Raw genomic sequence first — 15,057 nt, 5'->3', positions numbered from 1 at the left:
GCTGCCACCCGGTCCTGTGCCCGCCGGACCACCAGGAGGCGGACGGATTATTGCGGCAGGAGCGCCGCCGATTGCGGATCCTGGGGTACGACCTCAGGCGGTTGCCGCGATGCCCAGGGTGACGGTGAAGGTGGAGCCCCGGCCGACAGCGCTCGTGACGGTGATGTCGCCGCCGTGGGCGCGGGCGATCTGACGGGCGATCGGCAGGCCCAGGCCGCTGCCGCCGGTCGCGCGGGCGCGGGAGCTGTCGGCACGCCAGAACCGGTCGAAGATCTTGTCCAGGTCGTCCGGCGCGATGCCGGCGCCGGTGTCGGCCACCGCGACGGTGAGCGTGTCACCGGTCACGCCGGTCCGGACCGTGACCGAGCCGCCCGGCCGGCTGTGGCGGACCGCGTTGGACACCAGGTTGCCGATCATCTGCCGCAGGCGCAGCGGGTCCGCGACGATCTCCGGATCGCCGGTGAGCTGCGTGCTCAGCTCGACGCCGGCGGCGGCCGCGTTCGGCCGGTGGGCGTCGAGGACCTGTGTGATCGAGTCGTTGACGTAGATCGGCTCGGGATGCATCCGCAGGGTGCCGGCGTCGGCCGCGGCGAGGTCGCGCAGGTCGTCGACGATGTGCTGGAGCTGGATGGTTTCGTCGTGCAGCAGCGTCAGCAGCCGGCTGTCCACGGTGGCCAGGCCGTCCTGGACGGCCTCCAGCCAGCTGCGGATGTTGGTCAGCGGGTTGCGCAGCTCGTGCGCCACGTCGCTGACCATCGCCTGGCGTTGCCGTTCGGACTGTTCGCGCCGCTCGGACAGCTCGTTGAGCGCCGCCGCGAGATAGGCGATCTCGTCGCGGCCGGTGACCGGGACGCGCGGATTGCCGGAGGGCCGCCGGGCGGCCTCGGTGAGCAGCCGCAGCGGCCGGATCAGGCGCAGCCCTACGGCGATGGTGACCAGGACGGCGAGGATCAGCACCACGGCCGTGGCGGTGCCGGTGCGGATCAGGTTCTCCCGGGTGAACGGGAACACCCGCTCGGCGGTGGGACCGGCCGGGTCGGTGACGAACAGCAGGGCGGCCGGCGCCACGTACGGCCGGAGCTGGGTGCGACGGGCCTCGTCCCGGCACTTCACCGCCCGGGCGGTGCGATCCGGGACGGCGACCCCCGTGACCGGGTTCAGGACCTCCACGCGGAGATCCGCCCGCAGCGACAGGTCCCGGGGATCCTTCTCCCCGGCGCAGGCGGCGATCAGCTCGCGCAGGGCCGCCAGCACCCGGGTCTCGGTTCTGGTCGGCTCCGGGAGGATGGTGCACGTCACCGAGGGTGGCTTGCCGACCTCGGTGACGACCAGCCGGTCGCGGCCGTGCGGCCCGGCGACGGTCCTCGCGTCGTAGCCGTTGTTGCGAAGGCAGGCGAGGCCCTCCGCCAGCGCGCCGCTCAGTTTCCGCTGCTCGGCGGGCGGCAACCGGTACGGGCCGACGACCCGGTTGTCGATGCGGTCGGCGCCGCCGGTCAGCGCCAGATCCACCGCGAGGGGGTCGACCGTCGCGGACGGGCGGGCGGTTTCCAGGCCGGGGCCGGTGTGGGAGTCGGCGATGACACGCCGGTCCTCGGTCATCAGGGTGATCCGCCGGTCCAATTTTACCGCCAGCGAGGCGACCAGCGGCCCGGCGCCGGACCAGTCCCGGTGCGTGGCGGCGTGCCCCAGCAACTGGTCGTAGACGCTCTTGTCCTCGCTCAGCGAGCGGCCCAGCTGCTGCTGGATGGCGCGGGAGGTGGACTGCGAGGCGATCCAGGAGGTGGCCACGATCGCGAGCACCGCGATCGTCAGCGAGGCGGCCAGCAGCCGGAAGATCAGGCTCCGGTGCAGCGGCACACCCGGCATCAGGCGAGGCCGGCCGTGAGCTTGTAGCCGAGGCCGTACACGGTGACCAGGCGGGCCGGCCGCCGCGGGCTCGGCTCGATCTTGCGGCGCAGGTTCAGGACGTGCACGTCGATGCTGCGCTCGATCGAGTCCCGCTCGACGCCGTTGGTGTGCTGCAGGAGCTGCGCGCGGGTAAACACCCGGTCCGGCTGCGCGGCCATCGCGGCCAGGATGGCGAACTCGCCCGGCGTACAGTCCACCGTTCTGCCGTCGGCGGTGACCTGATGGCGGGCGGTGTCGACGGTGAGCCGGCCGACGGTCAGCACCACCGCGCCGCCCCGGCTGCGGCGCAGCAGCGCCCGGGCCCGGGCCAGCAGCTCGCGCGGGCTGTACGGCTTGGTGAGGTAGTCGTCGGCCCCCAGGTCCAGCCCGGTCAGCAGGTCGTCCTCGCCGGCGCGTGCGGTGAGCATCAGGATCGGGACCTCGGACTCGCGGCGCAGGATCCGGCACAAGCTCAGCCCGTCGAGACCGGGCATCATCACGTCGAGCACCAGTAGATCCGGTGGGCGGCGGCGCACCTGCTCCAGGGCGGCGCGGCCGTCGTGCACCACCACCGTCTCGTGACCTTCGGCGGCCAGATAACGGCGCAGCACCTCGGCCTGGCCCCGGTCATCCTCCGCGACCAGCAGATATGCACACACGGCGACGACTATAGGAGCGACGTGGACCGGGCGCGGAAAACCTAACAAGTTCCTCATGATGCGCCGTCGCCGGCCGTGACCGGCGTCATTGCGGTGATCCGGATCGCTGGCACGCTGAGGCCATGGACGTGTCGGCGGGACTGCCCGCGAAGCTGCTCCATTCCAGTGCCGGCCTCGGCTGGCACACCGTCGAGGCCCGCCGGTACGCCGACCCGGCGCACGCCGACGAGTTCGGGTCCGGCTCGGATCGGCTGCTGCTGGTGCTGGTCACCAGCGGCCGGTACCGGATCGAGAGCAGGCACGGCCGGTCCTGGCGCCACACCGGATACCGGCCCGGTTCGCTGGGTCTGACCGCGCCGGGCAACCGCAGCGTGCTGCGCTGGCGCAGCACCGGCAGCGCGCCGATGGAGTCGCTGCACCTGCACCTCGACCCGGCCGCGGCGGGCGGCGCCGCGCTGCCCGACGCGCTCACCGTGCACGATCCGTTCCTGCTGGCCGGGGCGCGTGCGCTCGGCAGCGCCCTGGACGCCGGCGCGCCCGCCGTGTACGCCGACTCGCTCGCTCAGGCGCTGGTCACCCACCTCGCCTTCGGCCTGCCCCGCTCCCAGCTCCGGCCGGCCACGGCCGCGCTGCCGCTGGGCGCCGCGGAGGTACGGCGGCTCGACGAGTACATGCGGTCCCGGCTCGGCGACGACCTCACCGTCGACGAGCTGGCCGGGGTCGCCAACGTCAGCAAGTTCCACTTCATCCGGGCGTTCGCGGGGACCACCGGGCTCACCCCGTACCGATATCTGCGCCGCCTGCGCATGAACGCCGCCGCGGACCTGCTGCGGACCACCAACTACAGCGTGGCGCGGATCGCCGGGATGTGCGGTTACCGCAGTGCCGGGCAGTTCGCGGCCGCCTTCCGGGCCGAACGACGGCTGTCACCCGCCGAGTTCCGCAATGCCGGCGGCGACCTGACACTTCCCTGACATTCCTCTGCGACCGTGCGCCCATGTCTCGGATCAAAGGAACCTTCGTGGCGCTGAGCCTGCTCGTCCTCCTGGGCGGCTGCTCCGGCGCCGAGGACCGGCCCGGCGCGCAGGCGGGCGCTCCGCAAGTGGCGTCCCTGCGCAGCGAACCCGCGCCCAGCAGCGCCCCCGCCGTCGGGAACCAGCGCCCGATCGTGCCGATCGACGCCACCGAGGAGGACCTCAAGAAGCTCGCCCTGCCCTGGGCCGCCTGCCTGCACAAGGAGAACCCGTCCGTCTACACCGGTGGCCCGGACACGTACCTGTCGCTCTACAAGGGCGTGGACGAGACCGAACCGGCGGTGAAGGCGTGTCTGCCCCAGCAGCCGGAGTTCTTCGAGGAGCATGTGCGGCGGACCGACCCGTCGGCGTTCAAGGACAACCAGCGCGAGTGGTACCGGTGCGCGAAGGAGGCGGGTTACCAGCTGACCGCCCCGGACCCGGAGACCGGCGAGTTCGGCCTCACCTCGGTCGGCCCGAACGGTGACATCAGCTCACCGAAGATGGAGGCCTGCAAGCGGGCGGCCTTCACTGGTTGAGGTACGCGAGGACGGCCAGCACCCGTCGATTGGCGTCGTTGTCCGGCGGCAGAGCGAGCTTCGTCAGGATGCTGCCGATGTGCTTCTCCACGGACACCGGCGCCAGGAACAGGGCCGCGCAGATCGCCGAGTTGGACAGGCCCTGCGCCATCAGGCCGAGGACCTCACGTTCGCGGGGGGTGAGCCCGGCGATGCCCGGGTTGCGGCTCGTCCGGGCGACCAGCCGGCGGATCACCTCGGGGTCCATGGCGGTGCCGCCGGCGGCGACCCGTTCCACCGCGTCGAGGAAGTCGTCGAGGGCTGTCACCCGGTCCTTCAGCAGGTAGCCGACGCCGCCGCGACCGTCGGCGAGCAACTCCTGGGCGTACGTCCGCTCGACGTATTGGGAGACGATGAGGACCCGGGCGCCCGGATCGTCGGCGCGCAGCCGGAGGGCCGCCCGCAAGCCCTCGTCGCGGAAGTCGGGAGGCAGCCGGACGTCGACGATGGACAGATCCGGACGGTGCTCGGTGACCGCCTCGATGAGTTCCGGGGCGGTGCCGACCGCCGCGACCACGGTGTGGCCGGTATCGGTGAGCAGCCGGGCCATGCCGTCCCGGAGCAGGAGCAGGTCTTCGGCGATGACGATCCGGGTCACAGGGGGATCTCCGCGTGCAGGGCGGTGGGACCGCCGGCCGGGCTGGTCACGGTCAGTTCGCCGCCGAGCGCCTCGATGCGGCGGCGCAGGCCTTCCAGGCCGGATCCGCGCGCGTCCGCGCCGCCGAGCCCGTCGTCCGAGACGGTCACGGTGACGCGGTCGCCGGTCCGGCCGATGGTGACGGAGCAGGTGGTGGCCTCCGCGTGTTTGGTGGCGTTGACCAGGCCTTCGGCGATCACGAAGTAGGCCGCCGACTCCACCGCGACAGGCAGGCGCACCGCCGGATCAGCGTTGATCTCGACGGGCAGGGGGCTGTCGCCGGCCAGAGCCACCACCGCGGCGTGCAGGCCCCGGTCGGTGAGGATCGGCGGGTGGATGCCGCGTACCAGCCTGCGCAGCTCGCCGAGCGCGTCGTCGAGCTGCCGGCGGGCCAGGTCGACGTCGGGCGTCGCGGCGTGCCCGTCGCGCAGCTTGCGCGCTGCCAGGGCGAGGGTCATGCCGGCCGCGACGATCCGCGCCTGCGCGCCGTCGTGCAGGTCCCGTTCGATGCGGCGCAGCTCGGCGGCCTGCGCGTCGACCACCCGGCGGCGGGACGCGCTCAGGCGGGCGGTCTCGTCGACCAGATGCCGGTGCCGGCCCGGCGCCAGCAGGGCCCGGGCGGCCCGGGCCTGGACGCGGGCCAGCAGGTGGACGAGCCGGGCCACCACCAACAGTGACAGCAGCCCGGCGACGGCGAGCAGGCACCGGCCGGGCCAGGTCAGCATGATCAGGTTCATCGGGACGGGGGCGGTGGGATTGGGCACCGCCCAGGCCCACAGTGGAGCGGTCGTCGCGGCGACGCCGACCACCGTGCAGACGACGGCCGGGATCCCGGACACCAGGCTCACCGGGAACACCACGATCAGCCAGGCCAGGTCACGCCAGGTCGCGGGTTGCACCACGACACCGGCCACCCGCCGGCCGATGGTGCCGGCCTCGACCGGCACGTAGGGCGAGTCGATCGGGGCGCCCAGGACCAAAGACGCCCGGGACCGTTCGAGACCGGCGAGGCGGCGGGTCACCCAGGTGGCCCCCAGAAACACCGGACCGCCCAGCTGGGTCAGCGCCAGCAGACCGGCCACGATGGTCGACGCGAGGCTCCAGGCGAAGGCGACCGGGCCGAAGAACAGGCCCGCGGCGAGGAACAGCAGAGACCTCGCAGCGACCGGCAGCATCGCCGGAATCCTAACAGCGACCACCGGCGTGGCCCGGTGCTCCGGGGCCGCAAACCTATGGGTAGCCATGATCGACGCCGGGCCGGCAGGCGGGAAGAGTGAAAACCGCGGCCACCCGGCCGGCACATGGGGGAAGGGGAACGACGATGGCCCGCACCGCACCAGCCACCACAGTGGAGGCCGCCGTCCGGATGGACGCGGTGACGAAGGTCTACGGCGCGGGGGCCGCGGCGGTCACCGCTCTGGACCACGTCTCGATCGCCGTCCGGCGCGGGACGTTCACCGCGATCATGGGTCCGTCCGGATCGGGCAAGAGCACCTTCCTGCACTGTGCGGCCGGCCTCGACCGGCCCACGTCGGGTGCGGTGTACCTCGGGCCGGCCGGCTCCGACCTGGCGGAGCTCTCCGAGGACGGCCTCACCCGGCTGCGGCGTGACCGCATCGGTTTCGTCTTCCAGGCGTACAACCTGCTCGCCGCCCTGACCGTGCGGCAGAACATCACCCTCGGGCTGCGGCTGGCCGGCCGCCGGGCCGATCCGGATCACCTGGCGGACGTCCTGGCCCGGGTCGGGCTGGCGCACCGCGACGGGCACCGGCCGGCGCAGCTCTCCGGTGGACAGCAGCAGCGGGTCGCCATCGCCCGGGCGCTGATCACCAGGCCGGAGGTGATCTTCGCCGATGAACCCACCGGCGCGCTGGACACCGGCACGGCGCGGGACATCCTCACCCTGCTGCGCGAGACGGTGGACGGCATGGGCCAGACGGTCGTGATGGTCACCCACGACCCCGTCGCGGCGTCCTGTGCCGACGACGTCGTCTTCCTCGCCGACGGGCGCATCGTCGAGGTCGCCTCCCGGTTGTCCGCCGACCAGGTGGCCGACCGCATCGCGCACCTCGGGGAAGGATCCTGATGTTCCGGCTCACCATGGCGACGCTGAGGCAGCGCAAGGGTTCCGCGCTCGCGGGCTTCCTCGCGCTGTTCTGTGCCGCGCTGATCGTCGGCGCGTGTGGCGTGCTGCTGGAGACCGGCATCCGCGGATCGATCCCGGCACAGCGGTACGCCGGGACCCCGATCGTGGTCGCCGCCGATCAGCAGATCCGCTGGACCGAGGTCAAGACCAAGGAGAAGGACGGCGAGTCGAGGAGCAAGTCCAAGACCAAGTCGAAGGCGCTGAGCGAGCGGGCCTGGCTGCCGGCATCCGTCGGCGACCGGCTCACCCGGTTACCGGGGGCACGGGTGGTCGAAGACCTGATCTTCCCGGCCGGCGTGGCCGGTGCGGACGGCGATCTCGTCGCCGGCGCCGACGGCACAGCGACGTGGGGGCACGGCTGGTCGTCGGCCGGGCTCACCCCGTACACGCTGGTGTCCGGGACGCAGCCGGCCGCCGACGGCGACGTGGTGCTGGACGCCGACCTCGCCGGCCGCGCAGGACTCGAGGCCGGCGACCGGGCCGTCATCCGGTCGACGTCCGCGCCGAGGTCGTACCGGGTGACCGGGATCGTCCGCCCGGCCGGCCGGCAGTCGGCGTTGTTCTTCACCGCGGCCGAGGCCCGCGCGCTGGCCGGCCATGACGGCACGGTGGCGGCGTACGGCGTGTTCGGGGTGAGCGCCGAGCAGGTCGAGGCGGCGGTGGCCGGGACCGGGGCCGTGGTCACGACCGGTGACGACCGGGGGCAGGTGGAGTTCGTCGACGCGGCGTCCGCCCGGGTGAAGCTGACCAGCATGGGCGGCGCCCTGGCCGGCACCGCGCTGATCGTGGCGATGCTGGTGGTGGCCGGCACGTTCGCCCTCGCGATCCAGCAGCGCTACCGCGAGCTCGCCCTGCTCCGGGCGATCGGCGCCACGCCGCGCCAGGTCCGCACGATGATCAGCCGGGAGGCGCTGCTGCTGGGCCTGCTCGCCGCGCTTCCCGGGGCGCTGCTGGCGTTCCCGGCGGCGGCCGTGATCCGGGCGAGGTTCGTGTCGCTGGGTGCGATCCCGGACACCCTGCACCTGGCCCGCAGCCCTCTGCCGATCATCGGGGCGATGGTGGCGACCGTCGGCGCCGCGTTCGTCGCGGCCCGGGTGACAGCCCGGCGCACCGCGCGGATCAAACCCGCGGAGGCGCTGGCCGAGGCGGCCGTCGAGCGGCGGGCACTCGGTCTCGGCCGGGTGCTGGCCGGCGCCTTCTGCACGGTGCTGGCGGCCGGCCTCACCGTGCTGCTGACCGCCCTGCACACCGAACCCGCCGCGATGCCGGTGACCTATCTCAGCGTGCTGGCGTGGATGATCGCGGTGGCGCTCCTCGGCCCGCATCTGACGCGCGGCGCCGTCGCGCTGCTGAGTGTGCCGTTGCGGGCGTTCCGGGCCGGGGCATATCTGGCGGCGCTCACCTGCCGGGCCGACAGCCGCCGGGTCGCGTCGGCCGTCACGCCGCTGGCCCTGCTCATCGGGATGACCTCGACGATCCTGTTCGTGCCGGTCACGCTCGGCGGCGCCGCGCAGCACGAGGCGAGAGCCGGGATGAAGGCGGACAACGTGGTCTTCGCGAACGGGATCGGTGTGCCCGCGGCAGCGACCGATGCGCTGGGCCGCCTGCCGGGCGTCACCGCGACCACCGCGGTGCTGACCACCACGGTCTGGGCCGGCCGGGACAAACTCGCGGCGCACGGGCTGACGTCCGCCGGTCTCGCCCGGGCCATCGATCCGGACGTGACGTCGGGATCGCTGGAACGCTTCGGCCGCGGAAGCATCGCGATGAGCGACCAGGCGGTGCGGGGCCGCCAGATCGGCGACCCGGTGGCGGTCACCATGGGCGACGGGGCGAGGGCGGAGTTCCGGCTGGCCGCGGTCTACCGCCGCGGCCTCGGATTCGGTGATGTGCTGCTGCCGCACGAGGACGTCGCCGGCCATGTCGACAACCCGCTGGCCCGGACGGTCCTCGTCACGGGTGCGGTGTCACCGGACCGGATCCGCGCGCAGCTCCAGGGGTTCCCGGGACTCACGGTCACCGGCCGTTCCGGCCACGACCAGGCGCTGTCCGCGCGGCAGCAGACCAACACCGAGGTCAACCTGGTGTTCATGGGCCTGATCATCGCCTTCACGGCGATCGCCGTGGTCAACACGCTGGCGATGGCCATCAGCGACCGGACCCGGGAGTTCGCCCTGATGCGGCTGATCGGTACGACCCGTCGCCAGGTCCTCGAGGTGCTGCACTGGGAACTGGCCCTGATCGTGGCGATCGCCGGGGTGCTGGGCACCGCCGCGGCCCTGCTGACACTGACCGGGTTCAGCATCGGGATGGTCGGAGCGGGCACGCCGCGCTTCGCCGCTGGGACGTACGCCCTGATCCTGCTCGGTGCGGTCGCGCTGGGGCTGGTCGCCACACTGCTCCCGGGCCGGGCACTGCTGCGCCGCGACCCGGCCGAGGACATCAACGGACGGCAGTAGTCAACGGCGTCCCGGCCTGTCGATCTCCGCGAAGAGGGCCGCCGCCCGGCCGGCGCTGTGTGCGGCCCGCCGCCCGGTGCCGGCCAGAGCCAGGACCAGGACGGCGACGCCGAGCCCGAGGGTCAGCCACCACACGGTGTGCGAGGCGGGGGTGAAGGCCGCGCCGCCGCGGGTCAGGGCCGAGGCCACCATGGTCCCGGAGATCGCGACACCCAGGGCCGTACCGGTCTGGCGGGCGGCGGACGGCAGCGAGGTGGCCAAGGCGGCCATCGAGCGGGGCATCCCGGACAGCGCGGTGGTGGTGACCGGGGCGATGACGGTACCCAGGAAGATGCCGAACAGCAGATATGTCGCGAGGACCGCCGGCAGCGGGGTGGCCGGTCCCAGCCACAACGACGCGGCGCCGCCCGCGGCCAGCGCGGCGCCGGACACCACCAGCGGCAGCCGCGGGCCGCGGGCGGCGACCAGCCGGCCGGTCAACGGAGAGACGATCGCGACCGATATGCCGACCGGGAGCAGGCTCAGGCCGGCCGTCAGCGGGGACAGGCCGCGCACCGTCTGCAGGTACTGCGTGGTGACGAACAGGAAGGCGCCGAAACCACACATGCCGAACAGCGAGATGCCGATGGCCGCGCCGAACGGCCTGCTGCGGAACAGGCGCAGGTCCAGCAACGGGTCGGCGCGGCGCGGCTCATAGGCGAGGATGCCCAGGAAGGCGAGCACGGCGAGAGCGAGCAGGCCGAGGATGATCGGGGACGTCCAGCCGAACCGGGGAGCCTCGATGATCGCGAAGATGACACCGGCGAGGGTCAGGGCCACCAGGGCCTGGCCGGCCGGGTCGAACCGGCGTGCCCGCGCGGCACGCGACTCGGGAACGAACCAGGCGGCGCCGGCTATCGCGGCCACCACGATCGGCACGTTGATCCAAAAGATGGCGTGCCAGCCGAAACCGCCCACCAGCGCGCCACCGATGATCGGGCCGGCCGCCTGGGACAGGCCGGTCATCGAGCTGAGCACGCCGATGGCCCGGGCTCGCCCGCCCGGGTCGGCGAAGGTGGTCCCGACGATGGCCGCGGCCACCGGGTTGAGCATGGCGCCGCCGACGGCCTGCAGCACGCGTGCCGCGATCAGCCAGCCGATGCTCGGGGCCAGGCTGCACAGCAGCGACCCGAGCCCGAACGTCGCCAGGCCGAGCTGGAACACCCGGCGGCGGCCCCATCGGTCGGCGGCGGATCCGGCCGGCACCAGCAGAAGCGCCAGCACCACGACGTACGCGTCGACGGTCCACTGCAGGCCGGACACCGAGGCTTGCAGGTCCCGGCGGATCGCGGGCAACGCGACGTTGACACTCGCGATGTCCAGCACCACGACGACCACGCCGGCACAGCAGATCGCGAGCACCAGGTACGGGCGCCGCCCGCGAGGTTCGGTGCCGGTCGGGACTCCCACGGGGACCAAGCTATGCGCTTCCCGCCATAGTGCTTGCAAGCTGCAACCGCTCGGCGCTAGCGTCCCGGTCAGCGGTCGCCACCACAAGCCGAAGGGGTCGCCGTGCTGACGCAGGTCGCTGACGGTGTGCTGGTCCACGAGAGCGAGTTCTGCCAGAGCAACGCCGTCGTCGTGGTGGCCGCGCCGGCGTCCTGCTCGTCGACCTGGGGGTGCAGGACCACGAGATGGTTTGCCTCGCCGACGACCTGGCCGGCCTGGGCGATACCGTCGTCGCGGGCTTCTCGACGCACCCGCACTGGGATCACCTGCTCTGGGACGCCCGGTTCGGTGCGGCCCCGCGCTACGGCACGGCCCGCTGTGCGGCCTCGGTGCAGGATCAGCTGTCCGAGCCGGGCGCGAAGGCCCACATCGCCGAGCACCTGGAGCCGACGGGCATCGCCGAGCACGTGCCGCTGGACCTGCTCGGCGAGATCACCGCGCTGCCACCCGGCGTCGCGCGGATCCCGTGGGACGGCCCCCGGGTCCGGATCATCGAGCATCAGGTGCACGCACCGGGTCATGCGGCGCTGCTCATCGAGGAACGCGGGGTGCTCGTCGCCGGCGACATGCTCTCCGACGTCCTGATCCCGTTGCTCGACCTGACCGGCACTGCCGGCCCGATGATCGAGGAGTACCTCGCGGCGCTGCGCCTGTTCGAGGACGTGGCCGGCAGCGTCGACGTCCTCGTCCCGGGCCACGGGTCAGTCGGCGGAGCCGGCCGGATCCAGGCACGGATCGAGCGGGACCGCGCGTACATGCTGGCCCTGCGGGACGGCGCCGTGCCCGACGATCCGCGGATCGGCGCGTCGGCGAAACCCGGCTGGGAGTGGGTGAGCGACGTGCACGAGGGGCAGGTCGAGCGCCTAGCCGGTCAGGCCTGATGCCGGGCCGGCAGGCAGGGCTGTCCGGCCGTCCGGCGGCTCCGTCCCGGGACGGCTCCGGGCGGGTGGGTGCACCCGGCCCGGGGGCGGGATGACGGCAGCGAGCCGGTCGTCGGGCCGCGCATCTGGGAAGCACAAGGGCACGAAGAGGGACACGGTGTGTGTCATCGGCGAATCCTTCGGCTGCTGAAGGAAACCGTCGTGCTCGGTTCGCTCCTCGCTCTGGCGCTGGCCGCGACCCGCTTCCGCCGGGGTGTCACCCGCTGCCTGGAAGCCTGGGCCTTCGTCGCGGTCACCGCGTCCTGCGGTGACTCGGTGCTGACCCTGCTCGCCCGGTCCCGCTTCACCATCGGCTGGTACGGCGCCCGCCTGCTCGCGCTGATCGCGGCGCTTGTGGTGCTCAGCGCGCTGCTGCACGAGGTGACCCGCCTCTACCGGCAGGTCCGCACCACCGCCGCCGAGTTCGCCGGCCGCAACCGTGAGCTGCGCGCCGCCGACGCGCGGCCACCGCCGACCTCCCGGCGATCTTCTACACCGCCCACCTGGTCGGCCGCCGAGGCCGCTCCGCTCGCCGCCGCGTACCTCACGAAGGGGCAGTCCCTGAGCCGCCTCGTCGCGACCATCGCCGACGTCGCCGGGAAATAGCAGGCGGCCGTCATGGCCCGGCCGGGGTAGCCGGACGGCCCGCCGAGCAGCACGGCGACGCGGTACCGGGCCGGTGTGACAAGCGGCGCCGGCCGGTGAGCTGTCCGCTCACCGGCCGACGGCCGCGTTCTCGGGCTTCGTTCGTCAGGTGAAGAGTCAGAACCGGAAGTGGGACACCAGGGCCCGCAGTTCGCCGGTCACCTGGGACAGTTCGCCCACTGCCTGCTCCGACTGGTTGACCAGGTCGGTGGTGGTCCGGGCGACCGCCGCCACGCTGCCGATGTTGGCGGCGATCCGGCCGGAGCCGCTCGCCGCCTCGCCGACGCTGCGGTTGATCTCGTTGGTGGTGGCGGTCTGCTCCTCGACCGCGGACGCAATGGTCGTCTGGTAGGCGTTGATCTGCTCGATCACGTCGGCGACCTGCTGGATCGCCGAGACGGCGCCCGCGGTGTCGGCCTGGATGGCCTGGACGCGGCGGGCGATGTCCTCGGTGGCCCGGGCCGTCTCCTGGGCGAGGTCCTTCACCTCGCCGGCGACCACGGCGAAACCCTTGCCGGACTCGCCGGCGCGGGCCGCCTCGATGGTGGCGTTGAGGGCGAGCAGGTTGGTCTGCTCGGCGATGCTGGTGATGGTCTTGACGACGTCACCGATCTCGCGGCTGGACGCGCCGAGCCGGGACACCGACGCGGTGGTGGTCTGCACGGCGGTGACGGCCTGGGCGGCCACGGTGGCCGCCTCGTTGGCGCTGTGCGAGATCTCCCGGATCGACGTGCCCATCTCCTCCGAGCCCGCGGCGACGGTGTGCACGTTGCGCGACACCTCGTCGGCGGAGGCGGCGACCAGGTCGGCCTGCTGCGACGACTGCTGGGCGCCGTCGGCGAGCTGGGCCGACAGGCGGCCCATCCGGTCGCTGGTCGTGTTGAGCGTCTCGGCGCCGGTGGCCAGCCGGCGCATGGCGGTGCCGAGCGACTCCAGCGCGGTGTTGACCGAGGTGCCCATCTGCCCGACCTCGTCGGCGGAGCGGACGTCGATGCGGCGGGTCAGGTCACCGCCGGCGACGGCGGCCATCACGTCGACGGCCTCGCCGAGCGGGCGGGTGATGCTGCGGGAGACGCGCCAGGCGATGGCGATGGCGATGGCGATGGCGGCGAGCAGCAGCAGGCCCATCACCATCAGGAAGTTGTCCGCGATGTCGCGTGCGGTGGCGGTCTCCGTCTTGTTCTGCGCCTCCTCCATGTCGATGAAGACGTTGATGACGCGCAGCCATTCGACGAACGCCGGCTTGGCCTCGCTGTTGAGCACCGCGACCGCCTCGGCGCGCCGGCCGTCCTCGCGCAGCTCGGTGATGCGTTCCACCAGCGGATTGGTGCTGTCCTGCACTGCCAGGACGGCCGCCAGGGCGGCCCGTTCCGCGTCGTTGACCTTCGACGCGTCGGCGAAGATGGCGTTCATCTTCGACTCCGAGTCGGCGTACTTGCCGGCCAGCTCAGCGATCAGCGCCTTCTCCTGGGCGACCTCGTCGGCGGTGGTGGCGTACACCAGGTCACGGATGGCGATGGCCCGGTCGTGCACACTGCCGCGGAAGTTGATCGCGTAGCGCTGCTTGACGGCGTTGACGTCGTTGATGACGGTCAGCTCGCCGTTGATCTTGTTGACCTGGGCGACGCCGACGACGACCAACGCGACCATGGCCAGCACGATCACCAGGAACCCCGCCCCCAGGCGACGTCCGATGGTCACATTCCTCATATCTGTTCCGTTCGTACCTTTTGATGATCTCGGCTCTCCGGCATGATCCGGATAGGCGACCCATCGGCACCCGGCCCGCGACCGTGAGGATTCGTGAGGCTCGACTCGTCACCGTCACGGGTATGCGCCCGGGAGATCGCTATCGTCGCGGCATGACCGACTTCTCGCTGATCCAGCAGCGTGAGCTTGCCGCGCTCGTCGACGACCTCAGCGGGCTCGGTCCGCAACAGTGGCGCTCGGCCACGTTGTGCGGGGACTGGGACGTCGAGGAGGTCGTCGCCCACCTCGGCGCGGCCGCGACGACCACCCGGTGGGGGTGGATCCGCAGCATGATCGCGGCCCGGTTCGATCCGGACGTGCACAACCGGCGGCGTCTCGACGATTTTCGCGGCGCCGACCCGCGGGAGACGCTGGAACGGTTCCGCCATGTCGGCCCCATCGCGTTGCCGGTCAGGTCCTCCCCGGCGGGGCTGGGCGAGCTCATCGTCCACGGTGCGGACATCCGCAAGCCTCTCGGGCTGCGGCACGACCCCGACGCCGCGGGCCTGCTCGCCGTCGCTCACTTCTTCGCCACCAGGGATTTCGCGGTCAACAGCAAGACCTTGATCAAAGGCCTGGCCGTACGCGCAACGGACGCGGATTTCCAGCAAGGCGCCGGCCCCGAGATCCGCGGGCCCCTGCTGTCCCTGGTCATGGTGATGGCCGGCCGCCGCGCGTTCCTGCCGGACCTCGGTGGAGCCGGGCTGCCCGAGCTGAGCAGCCGGCTGACCCCGTGACCACGCTGCCCGCCTCGCCCCGCCGATGCTCCCCGCCCGGCCGGGAGCGGTCCCGATAGGGCCGGCGGATGCCGGTCGACCTGCGCCCCGCCACCGAGGACGACGTCGTCGCCGTCGCGGGCTGTCGGGGAGTCCGGGT

At 72.7% G+C, this 15,057-nt stretch carries 14 protein-coding genes; 7 read left to right on the top strand and 7 right to left on the bottom strand.

The window, feature by feature from the left end:
* Positions 1 to 93: 93 nt before the first annotated feature.
* The gene (locus AC0NH5_RS09280) at positions 94 to 1,866 is read right to left on the bottom strand and encodes a sensor histidine kinase (protein ID WP_474401938.1); all 1,773 of its coding nucleotides are present in this window, start codon (positions 1,864 to 1,866) and stop codon (positions 94 to 96) included.
* Positions 1,866 to 2,546, bottom strand: a complete 681-nt coding sequence (locus AC0NH5_RS09275; protein ID WP_474401936.1) for a response regulator transcription factor — start codon at positions 2,544 to 2,546, stop codon at positions 1,866 to 1,868. The genes AC0NH5_RS09280 and AC0NH5_RS09275 overlap by 1 nt, the downstream gene beginning before the upstream one ends.
* A gap of 122 nt (positions 2,547 to 2,668) precedes the next feature.
* Between AC0NH5_RS09275 and AC0NH5_RS09270 the strand changes: the two genes are divergently transcribed.
* On the top strand, positions 2,669 to 3,520 hold the full coding sequence (locus tag AC0NH5_RS09270) for a helix-turn-helix domain-containing protein (RefSeq protein WP_474401934.1): 852 nt from the start codon (positions 2,669 to 2,671) through the stop codon (positions 3,518 to 3,520).
* Between the two features lie 23 nt (positions 3,521 to 3,543).
* Complete coding sequence (locus AC0NH5_RS09265; RefSeq protein ID WP_474401932.1) at positions 3,544 to 4,098, top strand: hypothetical protein; 555 nt, start codon at positions 3,544 to 3,546, stop codon at positions 4,096 to 4,098.
* Here the strand turns inward: AC0NH5_RS09265 and AC0NH5_RS09260 are convergent.
* Positions 4,088 to 4,735, bottom strand: coding sequence for a response regulator transcription factor (locus AC0NH5_RS09260; RefSeq protein WP_474401930.1), 648 nt, complete (start codon positions 4,733 to 4,735; stop codon positions 4,088 to 4,090). The two genes, AC0NH5_RS09265 and AC0NH5_RS09260, sit on opposite strands and share 11 nt — an antisense overlap.
* Entirely contained in the window at positions 4,732 to 5,949 is a 1,218-nt protein-coding gene (locus tag AC0NH5_RS09255) for a sensor histidine kinase (protein ID WP_474401928.1), read from the bottom strand. Before AC0NH5_RS09255 ends, AC0NH5_RS09260 begins: the two co-directional genes overlap by 4 nt.
* A 146-nt stretch (positions 5,950 to 6,095) precedes the next feature.
* Here AC0NH5_RS09255 and AC0NH5_RS09250 point away from each other — a divergent pair, with 146 nt between their 5' ends.
* Both AC0NH5_RS09250 and AC0NH5_RS09245 read left to right on the top strand, forming a co-directional pair.
* On the top strand, positions 6,096 to 6,860 hold the full coding sequence (locus AC0NH5_RS09250; RefSeq protein WP_474401926.1) for an ABC transporter ATP-binding protein: 765 nt from the start codon (positions 6,096 to 6,098) through the stop codon (positions 6,858 to 6,860).
* The gene (locus tag AC0NH5_RS09245; protein WP_474401924.1) at positions 6,860 to 9,379 is read left to right on the top strand and encodes an ABC transporter permease; all 2,520 of its coding nucleotides are present in this window, start codon (positions 6,860 to 6,862) and stop codon (positions 9,377 to 9,379) included. Before AC0NH5_RS09250 ends, AC0NH5_RS09245 begins: the two co-directional genes overlap by 1 nt.
* Here AC0NH5_RS09245 and AC0NH5_RS09240 read toward each other — a convergent pair whose 3' ends face one another.
* Together AC0NH5_RS09240 and AC0NH5_RS09235 are read right to left on the bottom strand one after the other, a co-directional pair.
* On the bottom strand, positions 9,380 to 10,828 hold the full coding sequence (locus tag AC0NH5_RS09240; protein ID WP_474401922.1) for an MFS transporter: 1,449 nt from the start codon (positions 10,826 to 10,828) through the stop codon (positions 9,380 to 9,382).
* 68 nt (positions 10,829 to 10,896) lie between these two features.
* Positions 10,897 to 11,049 (bottom strand): hypothetical protein, encoded by a 153-nt coding sequence (locus AC0NH5_RS09235; RefSeq protein WP_474401919.1) that lies wholly within the window; start codon positions 11,047 to 11,049, stop codon positions 10,897 to 10,899.
* A gap of 3 nt (positions 11,050 to 11,052) precedes the next feature.
* Here AC0NH5_RS09235 and AC0NH5_RS09230 point away from each other — a divergent pair, with 3 nt between their 5' ends.
* Complete coding sequence (locus AC0NH5_RS09230; RefSeq protein ID WP_474401917.1) at positions 11,053 to 11,748, top strand: MBL fold metallo-hydrolase; 696 nt, start codon at positions 11,053 to 11,055, stop codon at positions 11,746 to 11,748.
* A gap of 201 nt (positions 11,749 to 11,949) precedes the next feature.
* On the top strand, positions 11,950 to 12,393 hold the full coding sequence (locus AC0NH5_RS09225; protein WP_474401915.1) for an MASE4 domain-containing protein: 444 nt from the start codon (positions 11,950 to 11,952) through the stop codon (positions 12,391 to 12,393).
* A 156-nt stretch (positions 12,394 to 12,549) separates the two neighbouring features.
* Here the strand turns inward: AC0NH5_RS09225 and AC0NH5_RS09220 are convergent, their stop codons facing one another.
* Entirely contained in the window at positions 12,550 to 14,133 is a 1,584-nt protein-coding gene (locus AC0NH5_RS09220) for a methyl-accepting chemotaxis protein (RefSeq protein ID WP_474401913.1), read from the bottom strand.
* Positions 14,134 to 14,294: 161 nt separating this feature from the next.
* Here AC0NH5_RS09220 and AC0NH5_RS09215 point away from each other — a divergent pair, with 161 nt between their 5' ends.
* Complete coding sequence (locus AC0NH5_RS09215) at positions 14,295 to 14,918, top strand: maleylpyruvate isomerase family mycothiol-dependent enzyme (RefSeq protein WP_474401911.1); 624 nt, start codon at positions 14,295 to 14,297, stop codon at positions 14,916 to 14,918.
* Positions 14,919 to 15,057: the final 139 nt, after the last annotated feature.

The sequence above is a fragment of the Actinoplanes sp. 13 genome, from assembly GCF_056134165.1.
Note: the sequence above shows the minus strand (reverse complement) of the source record. Positions and strands in the feature narration are given on the sequence as shown.

Bases quoted from the DNA above. Each gene is read 5' to 3' on its own strand.
- AC0NH5_RS09215 (WP_474401911.1), top strand. From the start codon at position 14,295: ATGACCGACTTCTCGCTGATCCAGCAGCGTGAGCTTGCCGCGCTCGTC.
- AC0NH5_RS09250 (WP_474401926.1), top strand. From the start codon at position 6,096: ATGGCCCGCACCGCACCAGCCACCACAGTGGAGGCCGCCGTCCGGATG.
- AC0NH5_RS09280 (WP_474401938.1), bottom strand. From the start codon at position 1,866: ATGCCGGGTGTGCCGCTGCACCGGAGCCTGATCTTCCGGCTGCTGGCC.
- AC0NH5_RS09265 (WP_474401932.1), top strand. From the start codon at position 3,544: ATGTCTCGGATCAAAGGAACCTTCGTGGCGCTGAGCCTGCTCGTCCTC.
- AC0NH5_RS09270 (WP_474401934.1), top strand. From the start codon at position 2,669: ATGGACGTGTCGGCGGGACTGCCCGCGAAGCTGCTCCATTCCAGTGCC.
- AC0NH5_RS09245 (WP_474401924.1), top strand. From the start codon at position 6,860: ATGTTCCGGCTCACCATGGCGACGCTGAGGCAGCGCAAGGGTTCCGCG.
- AC0NH5_RS09255 (WP_474401928.1), bottom strand. From the start codon at position 5,949: ATGCTGCCGGTCGCTGCGAGGTCTCTGCTGTTCCTCGCCGCGGGCCTG.
- AC0NH5_RS09230 (WP_474401917.1), top strand. From the start codon at position 11,053: ATGGTTTGCCTCGCCGACGACCTGGCCGGCCTGGGCGATACCGTCGTC.